The sequence below is a fragment of the Wolbachia endosymbiont (group A) of Cydia amplana genome (assembly GCF_964028495.1).
In the GTDB taxonomy this organism is placed as follows: Bacteria; Pseudomonadota; Alphaproteobacteria; order Rickettsiales; family Anaplasmataceae; genus Wolbachia; species Wolbachia pipientis.
Genome location: NZ_OZ034792.1, coordinates 400,051 through 418,807, shown reverse-complemented (window position 1 = coordinate 418,807; position 18,757 = coordinate 400,051). Strand labels below are relative to the sequence as shown.

Sequence of the window (18,757 nt, the reverse complement as noted above, 5' to 3'; positions counted from 1 at the left end):
TATCATAACTTTGCGCAGAGCAAATTGCTATTTACAAAGGGATCAGGGCTGGCTAAAAGAAGTCCATGCAATAACTTCACTAAATCAAAAAGATTGTGCAAGTATGTAGCTCAACACTCCACCACACATCAAGTATTTAGTCTCAGTTGCGGTTTGTACACAGCATTTGAGTTGAATTGATTGCTTTGAATTATCCTTTCTTTTGATGATGCATTCTAGATTTCCACCTGGCACTATTTCACCTTTTATGCTTATTACCTCGCTACCATCAAATATCTTTCTGGTTATTCCATTTTGGAATATAAGTGGAAGAACACCCATGCCGACCAAGTTGGACCTATGTATACGCTCAAAGCTTTCTGCAATGACAACTTTAACCCCCAACAATAAAGTACCCTTTGCTGCCCAATCCCTACTTGAACCTGTGCCATACTCCTTTCCTGCCACAATGATGAGAGCTTCCTTGTAGCGCATTGCTGCATCAAAAATCGACATAGTTTCTTGAGAAGGAATATATTTTGTATAGCCGCCTTCGATGCTTACCATTTCATTTTTTATTCTAATGTTAGCAAAAGTCCCACGCATCATTACATTGTGGTTACCACGACGAGACCCATACGAATTAAAGTCCTGTGGCTCAATTCCAAGATTTTTTAAATATATACCTGCAGGACTACTTGAGGCAATATTTCCAGCAGGGGAAATGTGGTCAGTGGTTACGCTATCGCCAAACATTGCCAATATTTGTGCACCTTTTATATCGATTTTATTATTTTTAGGTGATAAATTATCAAAATAGGGCGGATTTTGTATGTAAGTGCTATTTGCATCCCAATTATAGATTTCACTTTTTTCACACTTTATCTTTCGCCAATGTTCATCACCAGAAAAAACATCCTTATACTTTTGTATGAACATCTCACGTGTTACCACACTTTTAACACAATCTTCGATTTCATTGTTTGTTGGCCATATATCTTTGAGATAGACATCATTTCCATTCTTATCTTTGCATATTGAATCTTTTGTCAGATCAATTTGCACAGTACCAGCAAGTGCATATGCAACAACAAGTGGCGGAGATGCCAAGTAATTAGCTTTGACTAACGGATGAATTCTTCCTTCAAAGTTACGATTACCAGATAAAACTGCAGCAACGGTTAAGTTTTTGTTTTTAATGCCATCTTCTATATCTTTATTAAGTGGACCAGAATTCCCAATGCAAGTTGTGCAACCATATCCAACTAAATTAAAGCCCAGAGCATTTAGATCTACCTGCAATCCAGACTTTTCTAAATATTCTGTTACAACTTGTGACCCTGGAGCAAGAGAAGTTTTAACCCAAGGCTTTGATTTTAATCCAAGTTTAATTGCATTACGAGCTACAAGACCTGCAGCAATCATCACACTTGGATTTGAGGTATTAGTGCAGCTTGTTATTGCTGCAATAACTACACTTCCATCTTGGAGTTTATCGTTTTCCTTTGACTCATTAACTGAAAATGATTTAGAAAAAGACTCTGCCACTTGTGAAAGAAAAACTTTATCTTGTGGTCTTTTGGGACCAGCCATTACTGGCTTCACGCTTGATAAATCAAGTTCTAGTGTGTCAAAAAATGCTAACTCATTATTGCTACGCCACAGTCCTTGCTCTTTCGCATAAGCCTCAACTAGCTTAATCAGCTTTTCTGGCCTTCCGGTTAAGCTTAAATAATCTAGCGTTTTTTGATCAATTGGAAAAAATCCACAAGTTGCGCCATACTCCGGGGCCATGTTTGCTATAGTGGCTCTATCTGCCAAAGATAAATAATCTAAACCATCACCATAAAATTCTACAAACTTACCAACAACGCCTTTTGTTCTTAGGATATTGGTAACCGTCAGCACTAAATCGGTCGCAGTTACTCCTTCCGACAATCTGCCAATTAATTTAAATCCAACTACTTCTGGAATCACCATACTAATTGGTTGACCAAGCATCACAGACTCAGCTTCTATGCCTCCAACACCCCAACCAAGGACTGATAACCCGTTAATCATTGTAGTATGGCTGTCAGTACCAACTAAAGTATCAGGATATATGACTCCATCATTATTACACACAACTTGCGCTAAATATTCAAGATTCACTTGGTGGCAAATCCCTGTGCCAGGCGGCACTACTCTAAAATTTGTGAAGGACGATTCTCCCCACTTTAAAAATTGATATCTCTCCAAATTTCTTTTTACTTCTAACTCAACATTCTTACTGAATGCGGAAACACTTCCATAACTATCTACTTGAACAGAATGGTCAATCACAAGATCAACCGGTACAGAAGGATTTATGTTGCTCGGGCTTCCTCCATTTTTCTTGACATAACTCCGCATTGAAGCTAAATCAACAACAGCAGGAACCCCTGTAAAATCTTGCATCAACACCCTTGCTGGTTTATAGCTAATTTCGTGATTAGTGTGTTTATTAACGCAGTCTGCTAGTACTCTTATGTCATCCAGCTTTACGTTTACTCCATCTTCATTACGCAATAAATTTTCAAGCAGCACCTTAAGTGAGCAGGGCAATTTAGTTACATCTGTCCCTAAAAATTCACTAGCACTACTTAGGCTAAAATAGTTGTATGACTTCCCGTCAATGTTTAAAGTCGTTTTTGCGTTTAAAGAATTGTTCATCCTATCACACTATATTAGTTAAAATTGGAATTACTACCGTTACTTTTTTGTTGTTGACCTTGCTGCTCATACATAGTTTCAAAATCTATAGGATCTAGCATCAGTGGGGGAAATCCACCACTACTTGTAACTCTTGCAATTATTTCTCTTGCAAAAGGGAAAAGAAAAGTAGGTCCGCCAATAAACAAAGCTTGTCTTACCTCTTCCTCACTCAACTCTTTTAAATTTTCTATTGAAAAAATGCCACAATATTTCGTCTCACAAATGAAAGCTACACCATCTTTTATGCCTTCATCTTTTACCGTTGCTTTGACTTCTATATGCAAAGTAATTTCATGAAAAGATTTTTCTTCATTCACTTCTTCTTTGTTTTTCGTCCCTTCTAATTTTGCTGAATTGATATTAACCATTACATTAATATCTGGAGCTTTACTAGAAGAAAGGAATGGCGAATTCGGATTCTCAAATGATAGATCTTTAACATATTGACCGTGAATTCTCATTTTTTGTTGTGGCATTTCTTACGTCTCCTTTAATTAAGTTGAGATATTTAATACTTTCTTATATAATATATTCATTTACAAACGAATAGCAAACCTGATTATAAGTTGATATGAAAAACATATTTTCATTAATAATTAATAATGTTCGGATACTTTATATGCCAAGGAGTTGAGTTACTATGATAGAGCTTGTAATATATGCTTTATTAGCGGCGTTCATTTTTTCACGTTTGTATAATTCTTTAGGAAGGTCAGCCAACCTCAACCTAAAAAAGCTAACTAATGTATTGGATGTAAGCCGAAGTAGAGAAGATGTAGTAGAAAACATTGAGGGTTACATTGATAGCAATGATGAAAATTCAATAAAATTTACTTATAAACAAATATTAAAAAAAAACAAAGATTTTTCTATTTCCCACTTTATAGAAGGTTCAAGCATAGCTTTTGAATTAATAATAAAATGTTTCAATCAAGGAAATTTGTCTCAGTTAAAACCACTTCTCGATAAAGACTTATATGATAATTTTGCAGAGAAGATTAAACATCGTAAAGAGGTGCACGAGTCTATAATTGTTTCTATTGTTTCACAAAAGATTTTAGAAATAAAGCTAGTAAAAAACGCAGTGTTTATTGCAGTATATTTCCTTTCAGAGCAAATTAACTTCGTTAAGAATAATAAAGGGGATATCATATCAGGTAGTACATCCACCATTAATAAAGTTGAGGATGTATGGCAATTCAAAAAAAATGTTAATTCATCAGACCCAAGCTGGTTGCTTGTTTCTATTCACTATAAAAAGACAAGTAACGATAAGACAAATGACAAGTAAGATGAGTTTTTTTTGAAATGGAAAGCAAGCTACGCGAAATAGTACTTGACACTGAAACGACAGGTCTTGACACTGAATCTGGTCATCGAATTATTGAAATAGGGTGTGTGGAATTAATTAACCGCATTCCAACAGGTAAAGTATTCCATCGGTACCTTAACCCAGAAAGAGATATACCTTATCACTCGTTTAAGATTCACGGTGTTAGTGAAGAATTTTTAGAAGATAAACCATTATTTTCAAATGTTGCACTTGAATTTCTTGACTTTATATCTAATGATATTTTGGTAATTCACAACGCTGAATTCGATGTTAAGTTCCTTAACATGGAGCTAAGCAAGCTGAATGCTGGGTTAATTTCCTCAGATAGAGTGCTAGATACATTACCTCTTGCGAGGAAAAAATTCGCAGGATCACCTGCTTCTTTGAATGCATTATGTAAGCGTTTTGATATATCGCTAGAGAATAGAGAATTGCACGGAGCACTAGTTGATGCTCAATTGCTTGCAAAGGTATATGTTGAACTTACAGGAGGGTTACAAACCTTTCTGTTTGATAATCAATGCAATCAGGACAGTAACTCTACATTCGTTCAGCATAAAGTGCGTAATCTAACTCCCAGAGAACATTCACCAAATAGTGAAGAAATTGATGAACATAAGAAACTGTTAGACAAAATTAACAATACACTTTGGAATAAATATATTGAATAGGTCAACTAATAAAGATACAATTTAATTTTACTGAGAGCACCCTAATGGTAAGGTTTATAAGATTGTTATCTAATGTGCTAGCAGCATTAGCAGTTGTTTTTTTAGGTTATTGTTATTTCACTAAAAAAGGCATATTTGCCCCAGCAGCGATTCACAACGCAGAAGTTAAGATAGGCGGAGATTTTTCTTTAATTAATCAGGACGGACAGATCCTGCGCAGTAGTGATTTTAAAGATAAATACATGATGATTTTCTTTGGGTTTTCCTCATGCAAAAGAATTTGCCCTATGAACCTTGGGATAATTTCAGAAACACTTGCAAGGTTAGATGAGAAAACTAACAACAAGCTACAAACATTTTTTATCACAGTTGATCCTGAGCGCGATAGCACGGAAAGACTTAAAGAATTTCAGCAGCAATTTGACCACAGAATACAAATGTTAACTGGTGAAAGAGAAAAAATAGACGAAGTAATTGCAAAGTATAAAGTATATGCTAGCAAAGTTGGTGGAGAAGAAGAAATCAACCATTCTTCAATAATGTACCTTATTGGCCCTGGAGGAAAATATGTTACACACTTTGCAGCTGATTTAAATTCAGACGAAAGTCAATCTGATAAGATTTTGGCTGAGATCAGAAAATACGTAAACTGAATTATAGATTTTTCTGTTAATTAGTCGAACACGCAACTGCATGAGCGTTATAATTTAATCTCCATCGGGAAGACACATTGGAATGACACTATTTGCTGTTTTCAAAAATAAACATTCGTAAAATTGTGCTTTTAATATGGGTTATCAGTTTAAAAATGTTGCTAATCAGCATATATGAATGTAATATTAATTTACATTCATAAATGAAGCAATACCATGGAAAATAGTTATAATGCCGATGCAATAAAAATCTTAAGGGGTCTTGATGCTGTAAGGAAACGTCCAGGTATGTACATTGGTGACACTGACGATGGATCTGGCTTGCATCACATGGTATATGAGGTTGTTGACAACGCAATAGATGAATCTTTAGCTGGATATTGTGATAAAATTGAAGTTAGCATAAATAAAGATGGTTCAGTATCAGTAACCGACAATGGTCGTGGCATTCCAACTGACATTCATGAAGAAGAAGGAATATCAGCAGCAGAGGTAATAATGACTCAACTCCATGCTGGTGGTAAATTTGACAGTAATACCTATAAAGTTTCTGGGGGATTACATGGTGTTGGAATCTCAGTTGTGAATGCATTATCAAGCTGGTTGGAATTAACTATTTGGCGCAATAAGAAAGAACACTTTATGCGTTTTGAAGATGGTGAGTCTATTGAACCTTTAAAGGTAGTCAACGAAAATACAAACAAAAGAGGAACTAAAGTCACGTTCATGCCATCAACAGAGACTTTTAATGGCATTAATTTCAGTTACTCAACGCTTGAAAGTCGTATAAGAGAATTAGCATTTTTAAATTCAAATATCGACATTACTTTACGTGATCTGCGCAATGAACCATATACAGAATCTCATTTCAATCAGAGCAATCAATCTAAAGACAATTTTGGTACAGCAAATTTTGTGCAGTATTTAGATAAGAATAAGACACATGTAACTAAAATTGCCAGTATGAAAGGAGATGCAGACGATCTTGGCATCAGCTTGGAAATATCGATGGAATGGAATGATTCCTACTATGAGAATATGTTGTGTTTCACTAATAATATACGGCAACGAGATGGTGGTACGCATTTGGCAGGATTTAGATCTGCACTAACTAGATGTATCAATACCTATGCAACTAATGAAGGGTTTTTAAAGAAAGCAAAAGTAAATTTAACTGGAGAGGACGTTAGAGAAGGTTTAACTTGTGTTTTATCTCTTAAGATGCCTGATCCTAAGTTTTCTTCACAAACAAAAGATAAACTAGTTAGTTCTGAAGCACGTGCAGTTGTAGAAAGTATAGTTTCTGATAAATTGAGCACAATCCTTGAAACTGATCCCAAATTGGCAGCAAGCATAGTAGAAAGAGCAATCAGGTCAGCAAAAGGAAGAGAAGCTGCAAGAAAAGCGCGCGAGCTAGTTAAAAGCAAAAACAATATTGATATTGCAACTCTGCCAGGAAAGCTTGCTGATTGTCAGGAAAAAGCTCCTGAGTTATCGGAATTATTTATAGTAGAGGGTAATTCAGCAGGTGGTACTGCAAAGCAGGGGCGTAATCGTAAAACACAAGCAGTGCTTGCCTTAAGAGGAAAAATTCTAAACGTAGAACGTGTAAGTTTAGATCGTATTTTTTCATCTGCAGAAATAGGCTCTTTAATCACTGCAATTGGTGCTGGAATAGGGAGTGAACACTTCGATATTGAAAAAGCTAGATATCATAAAATTATCATCATGACAGATGCAGATGTTGATGGTTCACATATAAGAACTTTGATTCTAACTTTCTTTTTTAGACATATGCGTGAAGTTATTGAAAAAGGTTACTTATACATAGCACAGCCACCCCTCTATAAAGTTACAAAGAATGCCAAAGACACTTATATTAAAGATGACGAAACTTTTGAAGAGTATATAATAAACTCAGCAGTTAAAAGATTAACACTAAGTGGTACAGCTACAGAATTTAACGACTTGCGCCTTATTTTGAATAAATGCGTTAGCATTTCTAATATTAGCAAAAATTATGATAGAGAAATACCACAAAATCTCCTAGAGTCATTGCTAATTTTAAGCAAAAAGAATGCTCTATCATCGGCTGATGAGATATTAAAGTATTTAAAATTAATGTACAGCGAATACACTTGGGAAGTAGAAATAAAAGATGAAGAAAAAGAAATTCACATCTCTAAATTGTTTCAAGGATTGGCAGACAAATATATATTTGCACTTAGTATGCTTGAAGGCAAAGATATGCAAAGCATATTAAGTTTGCTTGATGGTATAAGTAATTTATTTAATGGTGATTCATTTTTAAAGTCACAAGAAACTGAAATAAGAATCACTTCTCCAAGTACGCTTGCAAAAATAATAATGGACTATGGTAAAAAGGGTTTAACTCTGCAGAGATTTAAAGGTCTTGGTGAAATGAATGCTGATCAGCTATGGGATACTACGTTAAATCCTGAGGCTAGAACTTTACTGAAGGTTGAAATAAAAGATTGTGAAGAAGCTGATTCCATATTTTCAATACTAATGGGTGATATAGTTGAACCACGCCGTGATTTTATTAATAGCAATGCACTCAACGTGCATGATGTTGATATTTGAACTTTTAGCAAAATGTACGAACGTTACGGGTTTAAGCAAAGACTGTGTCATTCAAGTAGCTGACACTGGTTCCTTTATAACGGTGTCATTCCAGTGCTTGACACTGGAATCCAGGTTGCTCACAAGCAAACTAGCATAGAAAGTGGTTACAACGTTTTCGATGAGATTGCAGAAAGGCTGGATTCCAGTGTCAAGCACTGGAATGAAAGCAGTCCTACGTCATGCCGCGATTCATTCGCGGTATCTCTAGATCCCGCTAACAAGCAGCGGGATGACGGTTGTCAGGGTGTCTCCCACTACCTTCTCCTGTCATCCCAGTGCCTCCCTCCCCTGTCATCCAAGTAGCTTGACACTTGTATCTTTATGATGTGAGGCATTAGAGCTAAAATACCTCACAGGGAGGGTGAAGCTGATGCGACGCTAATGCCATTAAGGCCGAATCCCAGATTTTGCTTCCCTCCCATAGAGTTATAGCTCTTCTCATAATAATCCAAATAAGGTAAGAATGGATTTATGGTAGAGGGGTTTGTATGCCAGCAGCGTATAGTTACGACTTAAGGAAAAAAGCAATGGAAGCATTGGATGAAGGAGAAAGTAGAGCAACTGTTGCCAAGAGATTTAAAATTGGAAAAACGACTTTATATGAGTGGCAGAAAAGGCGTGAGGAAACGGGAGATTTTCAGTCAAAAAAGCCTGGAAGCGTAGCATAAAATTACCGACTGGAATGTCTTCACCGAATTTGCAAAAAACCATGGTGGCAAGACTCAGTCAGAGATGGCCAAACTCTGGAGTCGACAAATGATTCACCGCGCACTTAAAAATATTGGATTTACAAGAAAAAAAGACCTACGGATATAAAGAAAGAAATGAAGAAAAGCGAGCTCAATTTGCAAGGGTTATAGCGACAAAACATCGTGATAATCTTGTATATATTGACCTTACCCAGAAAAAGTGGAGAGAAAGTTTGGAATGTTTTTCACAAAGAGAATGATGAATCAAAATGCTCAAGAATGCAATAGTTAATAGTGACGTTGTTTGTTATAAAAAATTTCTATATATTCAAATATAGCAGTTTTGATATGCTGTTTAGAGTGCCGAGAGGTGTCTATTGGTAACTCCCTTTTTAGAGAACTGAAGAAGCTTTCCACAACAGAATTGTTGTAACAACAACCTTTATGACTCATCTATGTTCTTTACAGCTAAGAGATATTGATAACCTTGCGAAGTATATTGTGAACCTTGATCACTATGTAATAGTAGATTTTTGGCAGGTTTACGCTTGTTAACGTCCATTAATAAAGAGTCCATAACCAATTGTTTATTTATTGAACTGCTCATTAACTACCATGCGTGAATATAGATCGATTATTGTTGCCAAATATAGTCATCCTTCTTTGGTTTTTATATAAGTAATCCCATACTTTATTTGGTTGATCGACAATAAAGTTTTGGTCTAATATATTGGGAGCTACTGTCCGTTTGTTGTTTCTTAATTTTAAATTTTCTTCTCAATATAGCCTGAATACCATTTTTCTGCATAATACTTTGCACTGTTTTTAAGTTGCAACTTTTACCCAAAGCCTTTAATTCAGCATGAATTTTAGGAGCTCCATATCTACATTTAGAAGCTTGATATATTTTTTGAATATCTGCTAATAACTCTTTATTTGCTGATTCTCTACTGCTTATTTTCCTTGTAGTCCACTTATAGTAGCCACTAGCAGAAAACCCTACATAACTCCTGCACTTTATAGTGTTTACTATGCTCTTTTATGAAAAAATATTTTACTCTTTTTGACTGGCCAGGGCTTTTTTTAAAATGTCTCTTTCTCTTGTTACTTTTGCTAACTCTTTCTGTAAATCAAATCTCTCTTTGTCATAAGGTGCTACATCTGGAAATGCATTTGCCGCTGACTTTTTTTCGTTATATTTCTTCATCCATTTTCCTAATACACTATCCCTTATTCCTAGATCTCTTGCTACTTTTGCAACTGGTTGACCTACCTTTCTTTGTTCATTTGCCAGCTTAACAGCTTCCAATTTGAATTCTGCCGTATATTCTCTTACCATTTCTAATCCTCCAAAATTTTATTTTACCCGAAAAAACTCCTTTCTTTCTCTCCACTTTTTCTGGGTAAGGTCAAATGCTCCATCCCTTCCTGTTAATGGTCTGCCTTCCCTTATTGATGACAGTATATTTGCTTCCAGTTCTTTGTAATCTACCAAACCGGTAGTTCTGTTTACTACTTTCTGACTCATTGTCAAACCTCCATTTTTTTATATCAATTTATTACTTTTTTTTCGGTTTGACACACTTTTTTGAACCATACGCGTCAAGTTAAGAGATTGTGAGCAAATTTAGAGAGGTTAAAGTGGATACTCTAGCCCTTCTACGTTTGTCTTTTAATGAAAATCGCGACCAAGTTATAGTGAGTTTTTTAAGAAATGCTTTTAAACTATTAATTTTGGTTAATACTAAAAATAACTCTCTAACCCGCCTTTTTAGCTCAATAAATGCCTTTGTTAAGCTAAGTTCTGTATTCTTTTTCACTTCTGTGCAACCAACTATGCCGTGAAATATAAGAATTGCGCACAATTTAGCATATAGTTCACATAATACTCTGCATGGCTTTCCTTTTAGCTTATCAAGCCTGATATGGCTTTTATACAATTTAAATAATTTGCCACCTTACTCTGTAAATCGTTAATACTTGCTCAGCACTAATTTTATTTTCTGGAACATTAGTTATACCAGTTCAACAATTTTTGATTTCTTTTAGAGGATCCTGCGATCTTGCTAATCTATTAGCTTTCCTTCTTCTGGCCATATTCAGTTAGTTTCTGACATATAATTCTTACTCTAATTTTTGCTTCTTTTCCTAACAATACCTCGTTTTCTAAAAATCTCTAAACATTCTAATAACTCCATTTTTTGATTTGTTTCTACATCATATACGTTGGTATCGACGACTTATGAAATAAGCTCCTATTTCATTGATTTGTTTAAAAGAACTTGGCACAAAATAACCGAGATCAGATATTAGCAAATCATTGCTTGATATATTACTTAAATGTTTCCTATATCCCTGGTCTGATCTTATTCCCTCCGTTAAATTAAGTTGGTCTATTATCTGATTCATGTAATCGAAAACTAATTGTAACTTTATTCCAGACTTAGTATTGCTTTCATAGCCACTGTAGCTAGTACCATAACCTTTATACATCTCTTCCATACTGTTAGGTAGAGTAATATAGCTACTGTCCAATAATTTAACACTATTAAATTGCTGTAAGATTTTGCAATCAACTTGCAAGATATTTTTAAAGAGAATCACAGATTCATTATACATCCTTTTCATAAATTCCACTGCTTCTTCAGTAAATCTAAAATCCAAACCTTGTTTTGTTATATCTATCGAGTCCTCGTTTAGTAATTGACACATTGTTTCTACGCTACAATTATCAACTCCTATATTACCCAAGACCATGGCTTTTACGAATGATGAACCTTTTAGCTTTCTCTTTCTTTTTATAAACCTTGTTGTAATTGAGATTTTCTCTGCTTTTTCATTAAAAAATTCTTTGAGCTTTTTTGATAAGCAAGTTATTTTATTCATTGGTTCTCTCACTAAAAGTATATCTGGGAGAACTTATACCTTATTATTCTATCTCTTTCATACCTTTATTTCCTTAACTTGACGCATATGCTTTTTTGAACATTCCCAACGAAAAAAGAAAAACAAGGTCTAATTTTCTTTTTTATTTGCGATTTATCTATTAATTAACCGTGAAAGGTTACGTGTAATGCTCCTTCACATAATTATCAATAATTGCCTTAAACTCTTCAAAGACATTATCACCTTGTAAAGTTTTGAAATATTTGCCGTCTTTGTAGACTGCTGAAACAGGTTTTTCTCCATATCCAGGCAAGCTGATTCCCAAATTTGCGTGTTTGCTTTCTCCAGGACCGTTTACTATGCATCCCATAACAGCAATGCTCATATGCTCTACACCTGGATTTTTTTTCTTCCATATCGGTATATGAGTTTTTATATAGCCATTCACCTCTTCAGTTAATATACGAAAACGATCGCTACTCGTGCGCCCACAACCAGGACATGAATTAACCTGAGGGTTAAAGTATCGCAAGCCTATAGACTGCAATATTTCCTGACACACCACCACTTCATTAGTACGCGATTCACCAGGACGTTGAGTCAAAGAAGCCCGTATTGTATCTCCAATGCCATTTTGCAATAAATAAATAAGCCCTGCTGCGGTATTTACCACACCTTTATTGCCCATACCAGCCTCAGTTAAACCCAAATGCAGCGCATAATTGGAAGATTTTGCAAGTGCCATATAAACTAAAATTAAATCTTGTACTTTGCTAACTTTACATGAAATGATTATTTTGTTTGAATTTAGACCAATTTCTTCAGCTTTTTTTGCACTATCAAGAGCAGACATTACAAGTGCTTTGCGCAGTATAACGTCAGAAGGCCTTGAATTACTAAGCGAAGAGTTTTCATCCATCAATTTTTGCAAAAGGTATTTATCAAGACTACCCCAATTTACCCCAATTCTAACCGGAAGATCGTGCATTATTGCATACTCTATAACCCTTTCAAACTTCTCATCACGTTTGTTGCCAAAACCTATATTGCCTGGGTTTATCCTAATTTTACCCAGCATTTTGATGTTGTCTGGATAATCTTGAACTAATTTATCTAGCTCATACTGACCACAGCCTACCAATATTTTACCGTCAAAACCTTCTTTATTTATCTCTTCTACTATATAAGGTATTGCTCTTGCTACCTCCTCTGAGTTCAAGGCAATTCGCACCAATTCTGAACCTGTACGCGCTAGTTCTGTTATCTCTTTTGCATAATGTTTTGCGCTACTTTTTATATTATCAGAATCTATATGCACGCCAAGCGCCATAGATTGTACAACTACAGGATTATTTCCACCTATCTTTACTTTTCCAACTTCTACAACATGAGTCTTGTGCCTGGAAATCGGCAATAATTCATATGCATCATCATTCAATATCAGGTCTTTATCTAGCATATTATTAATGGCCAATATTGTGATACTATTTTACTGTGTCAGCTACACTGCCAAATGAACTCGAACCATTCAAACTATAAGCATCTACGTTATCCAAATTAGCAATAGAATCATGTGAGCATGTTTTTCTTGATGGAGTTTTTTTTATAGTGATATTCATAGGAGAAACTTTTTTTTCTCGTGTTGAAGTAACTTTCTTCTCTTCTTGTTGTTCACTTTCATGCTGCTTATTTTCATACTGGAAAACTGGCTCTTGATCTATAAATACAGCACCCCTTAAACGCGCGATATTAATACCATGCTGATTTATCATAGCGCTCTCTTCATCGTCGACTATGCACGCTTCCATGTCATTTGGCTCATTATCAAGACTAGCAATTTTTTTCTCTTTTAATTTTTTGATTAGATCTTCTTTATTTATAGCTCGATCTTGTGACTTTTTTTTCTTGAGCAATTCCCTACGCTTTTCATATAGCTTATATGACTCAGCAAAATCCTCATCTGTATGAAAGCTTGCACCACCAGGGTTACCAGGAGGTATGTATCTCTTACTGAGCTTAGATTTAGCTTCAGCACTATGCACAGTAAAAAAGCTAGAAACCAAAAACATTAATATAAACAAGACTTTAGAAAAAATCCTAAGCATATGGTGCTATAGTAAATATCGTGTTTTAAAAGATAGCAATTAACAAACTTTAAGTAAACCAGAATCTTTACTAACTTTACAATACAAATATTTTTCTAAAAAGTGATATGTTTACTATCAAAAAATCTACATAGGCTAAGAGAAGAGGAAGGTGTTACAAGTTGCGTAACACCTTTTCAAGAAAAGTGTTATACAACTTAGTTTGGAGTGTATAAGCTATTCTGTTGCACTTGAGTATCAACTTTATCATTAAGTTTTGTGTCTGGCGTATCTTTAGACAAGTTCTTTTCTTTCTCCCTTTCACACTTAACTCCCTGATAGATACAGAATGCAACAAAACTAGTTATCGCTATTACGGCAACAGCAGTGGCTATGGTACAAATTAGTAGTGTTTTTTCTTGATCTGCTACTGCCTCTGCAAGTGTTTCCACTTTTTCTTGTAGGCCGTTTAAGTGCTCTTGCATAGCTTGAAACTGCTCAGTACCAATCTTGTCTTCTAATGCACTAAAAACTTTTTCAAACTGCTCATCATCTATCTTTTGAGCTTCTTGCCATTCTTTTAATGCACTAAATACCTCTTCAAACTGTTTAGCATCTATCTTTTGAGCTTCTTGCCATTCTTTTAATGCACCAAAAACTTTTTCAAACTGCTCAGCATCGATTTTTTGACTTTTTTGCAATGCTGTTATATCTAACCTATCATTGCCAGACAAACTATACCAAGCATTACTAAAAACATTTGACATTTTAACCCCCTAGTTAATTAATATATTATAATTTTACATTCCCAATGTTTAAATTATTATTAAATTAACTGTCATTATGTATTGACCTTTTAATAATTTTGTTTGACTTGCTTTTTAAAAGTGCGAAAACTTAAATTAAGGTACTTACGAAATACATGAAGAAAAATGCTTATTGTATTTTTGTAACCATTAACACTTAATTCTACAATTCTTTGATCTCACTCATGGAGAGGCCAGTAAACTTAACAATAGTGTTGACATCAACATTATTAGCCAGCATTGCTTTTGCGACTTCAATTTTTCCTTTCCGTACACCTTTCTCTTCAGCAAGATCAAGTCTGTATTCAAGGATAGCTTCTTCTTTCTGTAGATCCATCACTCTTTCTTCATAAGCTAGGAGATCTTTTTCACTCCAGTGAAACTTGTCTAATTCATCGTATGCTAGCTTTATTATTGGTGATTCCTCTGCAATTTTCTTTAGATCTTCATCTGTCGTTTCTTCTGCATGCTTAAAAAAGAAGCACCACCTTTCTATTGTGCTTTCTAGTTCCTCCACTCTGCTTTTTGAAAATTTAGGTAATTCTATAAAGACAAATTGAAAATCTTTTAAGTAATGGCCGTTGGTTTTTATATCACGTATATTGTGAGTAGAAATATACTCAACCTCTTCAGGGAATAGCATACCATTGGAAATAGCAATGAAGAAAACCTTCTTTAAATTAATGTAATTTTTATCAGCCTGCCTTGAGTAAGCCTTAGCAGCATAGAGTTGTGCGCGCTTTTCAAAGCCCTTGTCGCGAGCGAGCTGCATCTCAATTATATATCTTGACCCACTAGAATCCCTGCAAAGAACATCAACTATACTTTGTCTATCAGAGGCAATTTCAGGGTCCATAATGGTGCTTAAGAATTCTACTTCTTGTATAGTATTGACTTCAGTACATCCTAAAATATCATTTAAAAAATGGATAAGAATATTCTTATTTTTTTCAGTACCAAAGATTTTCTTAAATGTTAAATCTAACTTTGGATCGAGAAATTTAGAAAGAGCCATGGCAAGAATGCTTGAAAATATTAATAATTATACACTATTATTAACAATTATTCAATTATATTTTTAAGGAAGACAACTTTTAACTTTGTAAAAGATAGCCAAGAAAGTTGCATTTGCAGCAAATTTTAAGATACCCATCTATGGCCTAACTTAACGCGCATGAACGTTCTCAGAAGCCCTGTTATTCTACTAATATCTCTCTCTTTCCTGAATAATTTGGAGCACTGACAACACCTTCTTTTTCCATTCTTTCAACGATGTTTGCAGCTCTGTTATAGCCTATTCTAAGTTGTCGCTGAATGTAACTGGTTGAAACTTTTTGATCTCTTTGAATGATGGCCACTGCTTGATTGTAGAGGTCGTTTTCTTCATCCTCTGTTTCACCTTCTGATTCCACAGAAGAATTTTCATCTTCTTTGGTAATTTCCTCCATATAATTTGGCTCACCTTGCATTTTCAGATGATCAACTATATCTTGTACCTCATCATCGCTCACAAATGGGCCGTGAATTCGAATAATCTTACCACCAGAGGCCATATAAAGCATATCACCCATACCAAGCAATTGTTCAGCCCCTTGTTCGCCAAGTATTGTGCGACTATCTATCTTAGAAGTAACAGCAAAACTGATTCTCGTTGGAAAGTTCGCCTTTATCACACCTGTGATCACATCCACAGATGGGCGTTGTGTTGCCATTATGATGTGTATTCCTGCAGCACGAGCCATCTGAGCTAAGCGTTGAATAGAGCACTCTATTTCTTTGCCGGCAACAAGCATCAAATCTGCCATTTCATCTACAATCACTACAATATATGGGAATGTTTCCATTTTAATCGGCAGCTTTTCAAACAAAGGTTTGCCTGTTGTTGAGTTAAAGCCAATCTGCACAACGCGCTCCAATTCTATTCCACTATTCATCGCTTCTGTGATTCTTTGGTTATAGTTTATTACATTGCGCACATTTAAATAGGACATCATGCGATAGCGGTTTTCCATCTCTTTTACTATCCACTTAAGAGCGACTACAGCCTTTTTTGGCTCTGTTACCACTGGCGTTATTAGATGCGGTATTGCATCATATATTGAAAGCTCAAGCATTTTTGGGTCGATCATTATCATCTTACATTCATCAGGACTTAATCGATAAACGAGTGAAAGAATCATAGTGTTAATCGCAACTGATTTACCAGACCCTGTGGTTCCAGCAACGAGCAAGTGGGGCATTTTAGTTAGATCTGCAATAACTGGTTTTCCACTTATTTCTTTGCCAAGCGCAATTGGGAGATTTAAGTTTGCATTTTGGTATTCTGGGGATTCAAGCAAATCACGCAGCATTACAATTTCCCGTTCCTTGTTCGGCAACTCTATTCCCATAGCATTTTGCCCACGAATTATTGAAATACGTGCAGAGAGTGCACTCATCGAACGTGCAATGTCATCTGCAAGGCCAATTACTCTTGCAGATTTCGTGCCAGCTTGTGGTTCAAGTTTGTACAAAGTCACAACCGGCCCATAGCATACACTGATAATTTTTCCTTGCACGCCAAAATCACTCAGGACTTGTTCCAGCAGAGATAAATTTTTATTGCTCTCCATTTCATTCAGCTGCTTTCTCTGCAAAGACTCCTCTGCTTTAGAAAGTAAATGGATACTTGGAAACTTAAACTCACTTAAAACCTCCTCGGTAGCTTTTTTCTGTCTTTCTTTTGGTTGTTGTTTAGTAGTGATTTTAGTTCTATGTTTTTCTTCTACTACTAATGGTGCAATTGAATACTCAGTAGTTTTATGTGATCTGAAGAATGGAACATTTACAAATAAGCAAGCTATTTTTTTACATAAGAAGAATAGAGAGTAAATTGTTCTCTTCCAACCAACAGATCCTACAAGACCTATTGATGTTACTATCACAAATATATAAAACGGGCAGTTATTAATTAGTGCATTCCCTATTATTCCACTGTGTCTGTACCTTGCAGTGATGCCTAGCGAAAGTTGTGGTAGTATAGCACATATCCCTAAATTGATTAATATTAAATAGAGAATTTTTAGCAGCCTTTTTGATGGCCTGAAGATCAACAAGTAAACTATGGTTGTAGCTATTGTAACACTAGTTAATCCAAGAAATTGAACCAATATATCAGCTAAATATGAACTTACTATTCCACCTAAATTTGTCACTTCCTCATTTGTAGCTGTGTTTAAGGAAGGATCTTTATAGTTATAGCTAAAAACTGATATATATATATATATTAAAAGGGATAGATATATTGCTGATTTTAGATATTTTTTTAACATCTACCTAAAGTAGTAAGCTACTGTATATTTTACAAAGTGAATTGTTATTAGCAATATCATTATAGATAAATCTAATCCGTTGAACGGTGGTATATATCTTCTAATAATCTTTAGTGGTGGATATGTCAATTGGTTCAAGATGTGCATTATGCTACTGACAGTTTCATTATATATGTTCACCATATTAAGTTTAACCAGCCAGTTTAGGACAACCCAACATATTAGAATGAAGCTATAAAGATCAAGTAACGTATTGAGTAGATATATGATTGGATGCATACATATCTATTACACGAAAGTTATATAAAAGACAAGTATTTAGCCTTTTCAAACTCAAAATGTTGTTTTTGCTGAACCAAAAAAAACTTCATTTTTTGAGCTGCGCAAAGCCACCTAAAGTAGAGAATGGACAAGGAAGGAGGGGTGTATAATATATATTAATGTTGATATTTATTTCTTATAAATATCATCTCTATGTCCTATCTCTGTGATAGTTACTATATGATCTAATTGATTTACTCTGTAAATTACACGATAGTCACCAACTCTTAGCCTTCTACATCCTTTTAAGTTATGATGTAGTGGTTCACCAAAATTTATTGGGTCAACTGTAAGACGTTCTTTTATAGCCTTTTGAACTCTTAGCCTTATTGTCTTTGGAAGGTTTGGTAAATCTTTTTCAACAACACTCTTTAGAGACTTAACCTTGTAACGCTCTAATCCCACTTAATATCTTCAAAATCAACTGTTTCTGCACCTTCAACATCACGCTCATCAGAAATTTTAGATACTAAAAAATCCTCCATTTCAAGCTCAACTGCTTCTCTAAATAGTTTTCCTGCTAATTCTTGAACGGGCTGTTTAGTAAATTCAGATAATTCAGCAAGATGCTTTAAAGTTTCTTCGCTAAGAGCTATGTTAATGCCTGAATTTGCCATATGTTTTACCGAACTCTACTACTGTAAC

18 protein-coding genes and 3 pseudogenes are annotated in these 18,757 nt (G+C 35.0%); 6 read left to right on the top strand and 15 right to left on the bottom strand.

Going from position 1 to position 18,757, the window contains the following annotated elements; all coding sequences use genetic code 11:
* Positions 1-84: 84 nt before the first annotated feature.
* Together acnA and secB are read right to left on the bottom strand one after the other, a co-directional pair.
* Positions 85-2,670 carry an aconitate hydratase AcnA gene (acnA, locus tag ABWU40_RS02105; protein WP_141456811.1) on the bottom strand — a complete coding sequence of 862 codons (2,586 nt, stop codon included), beginning with the start codon at positions 2,668-2,670 and terminating at the stop codon, positions 85-87.
* 14 nt (positions 2,671-2,684) lie between these two features.
* On the bottom strand, positions 2,685-3,188 hold the full coding sequence (gene secB, locus ABWU40_RS02100; protein WP_006279761.1) for a protein-export chaperone SecB: 504 nt from the start codon (positions 3,186-3,188) through the stop codon (positions 2,685-2,687).
* Between the two features lie 164 nt (positions 3,189-3,352).
* On the opposite strand from secB, the gene ABWU40_RS02095 reads away from it, so the two are divergent.
* From ABWU40_RS02095 to ABWU40_RS02070, 6 genes and pseudogenes are all read left to right on the top strand, one after another.
* On the top strand, positions 3,353-4,003 hold the full coding sequence (locus tag ABWU40_RS02095) for a Tim44/TimA family putative adaptor protein (RefSeq protein ID WP_015588838.1): 651 nt from the start codon (positions 3,353-3,355) through the stop codon (positions 4,001-4,003).
* Between the two features lie 17 nt (positions 4,004-4,020).
* Positions 4,021-4,716, top strand: coding sequence for a DNA polymerase III subunit epsilon (gene dnaQ / locus ABWU40_RS02090; protein WP_353279283.1), 696 nt, complete (start codon positions 4,021-4,023; stop codon positions 4,714-4,716).
* A gap of 44 nt (positions 4,717-4,760) precedes the next feature.
* Positions 4,761-5,369, top strand: a complete 609-nt coding sequence (locus ABWU40_RS02085) for an SCO family protein (protein WP_015588836.1) — start codon at positions 4,761-4,763, stop codon at positions 5,367-5,369.
* 216 nt (positions 5,370-5,585) lie between these two features.
* The gene (gyrB, locus tag ABWU40_RS02080; protein WP_141456810.1) at positions 5,586-7,973 is read left to right on the top strand and encodes a DNA topoisomerase (ATP-hydrolyzing) subunit B; all 2,388 of its coding nucleotides are present in this window, start codon (positions 5,586-5,588) and stop codon (positions 7,971-7,973) included.
* Between the two features lie 93 nt (positions 7,974-8,066).
* Complete coding sequence (locus ABWU40_RS02075) at positions 8,067-8,318, top strand: hypothetical protein (protein WP_174516921.1); 252 nt, start codon at positions 8,067-8,069, stop codon at positions 8,316-8,318.
* A gap of 185 nt (positions 8,319-8,503) precedes the next feature.
* Positions 8,504-8,910, top strand: a pseudogene (locus ABWU40_RS02070) (IS630 transposase-related protein); the annotation flags it as partial.
* 82 nt (positions 8,911-8,992) lie between these two features.
* Here ABWU40_RS02070 and ABWU40_RS02065 read toward each other — a convergent pair.
* From ABWU40_RS02065 to ABWU40_RS02005, 13 genes and pseudogenes are all read right to left on the bottom strand, one after another.
* Positions 8,993-9,157, bottom strand: a complete 165-nt coding sequence (locus tag ABWU40_RS02065) for an IS3 family transposase (protein WP_353271419.1) — start codon at positions 9,155-9,157, stop codon at positions 8,993-8,995.
* A 238-nt stretch (positions 9,158-9,395) separates the two neighbouring features.
* Positions 9,396-9,611: an IS3 family transposase gene (locus tag ABWU40_RS02060; RefSeq protein ID WP_245836010.1), complete on the bottom strand. Its 216-nt coding sequence runs from the start codon at positions 9,609-9,611 to the stop codon at positions 9,396-9,398.
* Between the two features lie 147 nt (positions 9,612-9,758).
* Positions 9,759-10,043, bottom strand: coding sequence for a transposase (locus ABWU40_RS02055; protein ID WP_041573518.1), 285 nt, complete (start codon positions 10,041-10,043; stop codon positions 9,759-9,761).
* Between the two features lie 45 nt (positions 10,044-10,088).
* Positions 10,089-10,232, bottom strand: a pseudogene (locus tag ABWU40_RS02050) (IS256 family transposase); the annotation flags it as partial.
* A gap of 79 nt (positions 10,233-10,311) precedes the next feature.
* Positions 10,312-11,590, bottom strand: a pseudogene (locus ABWU40_RS02045) (IS4 family transposase).
* Positions 11,591-11,768: 178 nt separating this feature from the next.
* Positions 11,769-13,049 (bottom strand): flavodoxin-dependent (E)-4-hydroxy-3-methylbut-2-enyl-diphosphate synthase, encoded by a 1,281-nt coding sequence (gene ispG, locus ABWU40_RS02040; RefSeq protein WP_353279281.1) that lies wholly within the window; start codon positions 13,047-13,049, stop codon positions 11,769-11,771.
* Positions 13,050-13,074: 25 nt separating this feature from the next.
* Positions 13,075-13,695: a TRP75-related protein gene (locus ABWU40_RS02035; protein ID WP_015588833.1), complete on the bottom strand. Its 621-nt coding sequence runs from the start codon at positions 13,693-13,695 to the stop codon at positions 13,075-13,077.
* A gap of 197 nt (positions 13,696-13,892) precedes the next feature.
* On the bottom strand, positions 13,893-14,441 hold the full coding sequence (locus ABWU40_RS02030) for a hypothetical protein (protein ID WP_141456782.1): 549 nt from the start codon (positions 14,439-14,441) through the stop codon (positions 13,893-13,895).
* 202 nt (positions 14,442-14,643) lie between these two features.
* Positions 14,644-15,495, bottom strand: a complete 852-nt coding sequence (locus ABWU40_RS02025; protein WP_141456783.1) for an Rpn family recombination-promoting nuclease/putative transposase — start codon at positions 15,493-15,495, stop codon at positions 14,644-14,646.
* Positions 15,496-15,676: 181 nt separating this feature from the next.
* Complete coding sequence (locus ABWU40_RS02020; RefSeq protein WP_141456784.1) at positions 15,677-17,791, bottom strand: FtsK/SpoIIIE family DNA translocase; 2,115 nt, start codon at positions 17,789-17,791, stop codon at positions 15,677-15,679.
* A complete protein-coding gene (locus ABWU40_RS02015) occupies positions 17,792-18,070 on the bottom strand; it encodes a YggT family protein (RefSeq protein ID WP_006279515.1) in 279 nt (92 codons plus the stop codon).
* A gap of 171 nt (positions 18,071-18,241) precedes the next feature.
* Positions 18,242-18,517: a type II toxin-antitoxin system RelE family toxin gene (locus ABWU40_RS02010; protein WP_015588829.1), complete on the bottom strand. Its 276-nt coding sequence runs from the start codon at positions 18,515-18,517 to the stop codon at positions 18,242-18,244.
* A complete protein-coding gene (locus tag ABWU40_RS02005) occupies positions 18,508-18,729 on the bottom strand; it encodes a hypothetical protein (protein WP_006279415.1) in 222 nt (73 codons plus the stop codon). The genes ABWU40_RS02010 and ABWU40_RS02005 overlap by 10 nt, the downstream gene beginning before the upstream one ends.
* Positions 18,730-18,757: the final 28 nt, after the last annotated feature.

Bases quoted from the DNA above. Each gene is read 5' to 3' on its own strand.
- ABWU40_RS02020 (WP_141456784.1), bottom strand. From the start codon at position 17,791: ATGTTAAAAAAATATCTAAAATCAGCAATATATCTATCCCTTTTAATA.
- dnaQ (WP_353279283.1), top strand. From the start codon at position 4,021: ATGGAAAGCAAGCTACGCGAAATAGTACTTGACACTGAAACGACAGGT.
- ABWU40_RS02065 (WP_353271419.1), bottom strand. From the start codon at position 9,157: ATGAGTCATAAAGGTTGTTGTTACAACAATTCTGTTGTGGAAAGCTTC.
- ABWU40_RS02005 (WP_006279415.1), bottom strand. From the start codon at position 18,729: ATGGCAAATTCAGGCATTAACATAGCTCTTAGCGAAGAAACTTTAAAG.
- secB (WP_006279761.1), bottom strand. From the start codon at position 3,188: ATGCCACAACAAAAAATGAGAATTCACGGTCAATATGTTAAAGATCTA.
- ABWU40_RS02085 (WP_015588836.1), top strand. From the start codon at position 4,761: ATGGTAAGGTTTATAAGATTGTTATCTAATGTGCTAGCAGCATTAGCA.
- ABWU40_RS02035 (WP_015588833.1), bottom strand. From the start codon at position 13,695: ATGCTTAGGATTTTTTCTAAAGTCTTGTTTATATTAATGTTTTTGGTT.
- ABWU40_RS02095 (WP_015588838.1), top strand. From the start codon at position 3,353: ATGATAGAGCTTGTAATATATGCTTTATTAGCGGCGTTCATTTTTTCA.
- ABWU40_RS02055 (WP_041573518.1), bottom strand. From the start codon at position 10,043: ATGGTAAGAGAATATACGGCAGAATTCAAATTGGAAGCTGTTAAGCTG.
- ispG (WP_353279281.1), bottom strand. From the start codon at position 13,049: ATGCTAGATAAAGACCTGATATTGAATGATGATGCATATGAATTATTG.
- gyrB (WP_141456810.1), top strand. From the start codon at position 5,586: ATGGAAAATAGTTATAATGCCGATGCAATAAAAATCTTAAGGGGTCTT.
- ABWU40_RS02030 (WP_141456782.1), bottom strand. From the start codon at position 14,441: ATGTCAAATGTTTTTAGTAATGCTTGGTATAGTTTGTCTGGCAATGAT.
- ABWU40_RS02015 (WP_006279515.1), bottom strand. From the start codon at position 18,070: ATGCATCCAATCATATATCTACTCAATACGTTACTTGATCTTTATAGC.
- ABWU40_RS02025 (WP_141456783.1), bottom strand. From the start codon at position 15,495: ATGGCTCTTTCTAAATTTCTCGATCCAAAGTTAGATTTAACATTTAAG.
- acnA (WP_141456811.1), bottom strand. From the start codon at position 2,670: ATGAACAATTCTTTAAACGCAAAAACGACTTTAAACATTGACGGGAAG.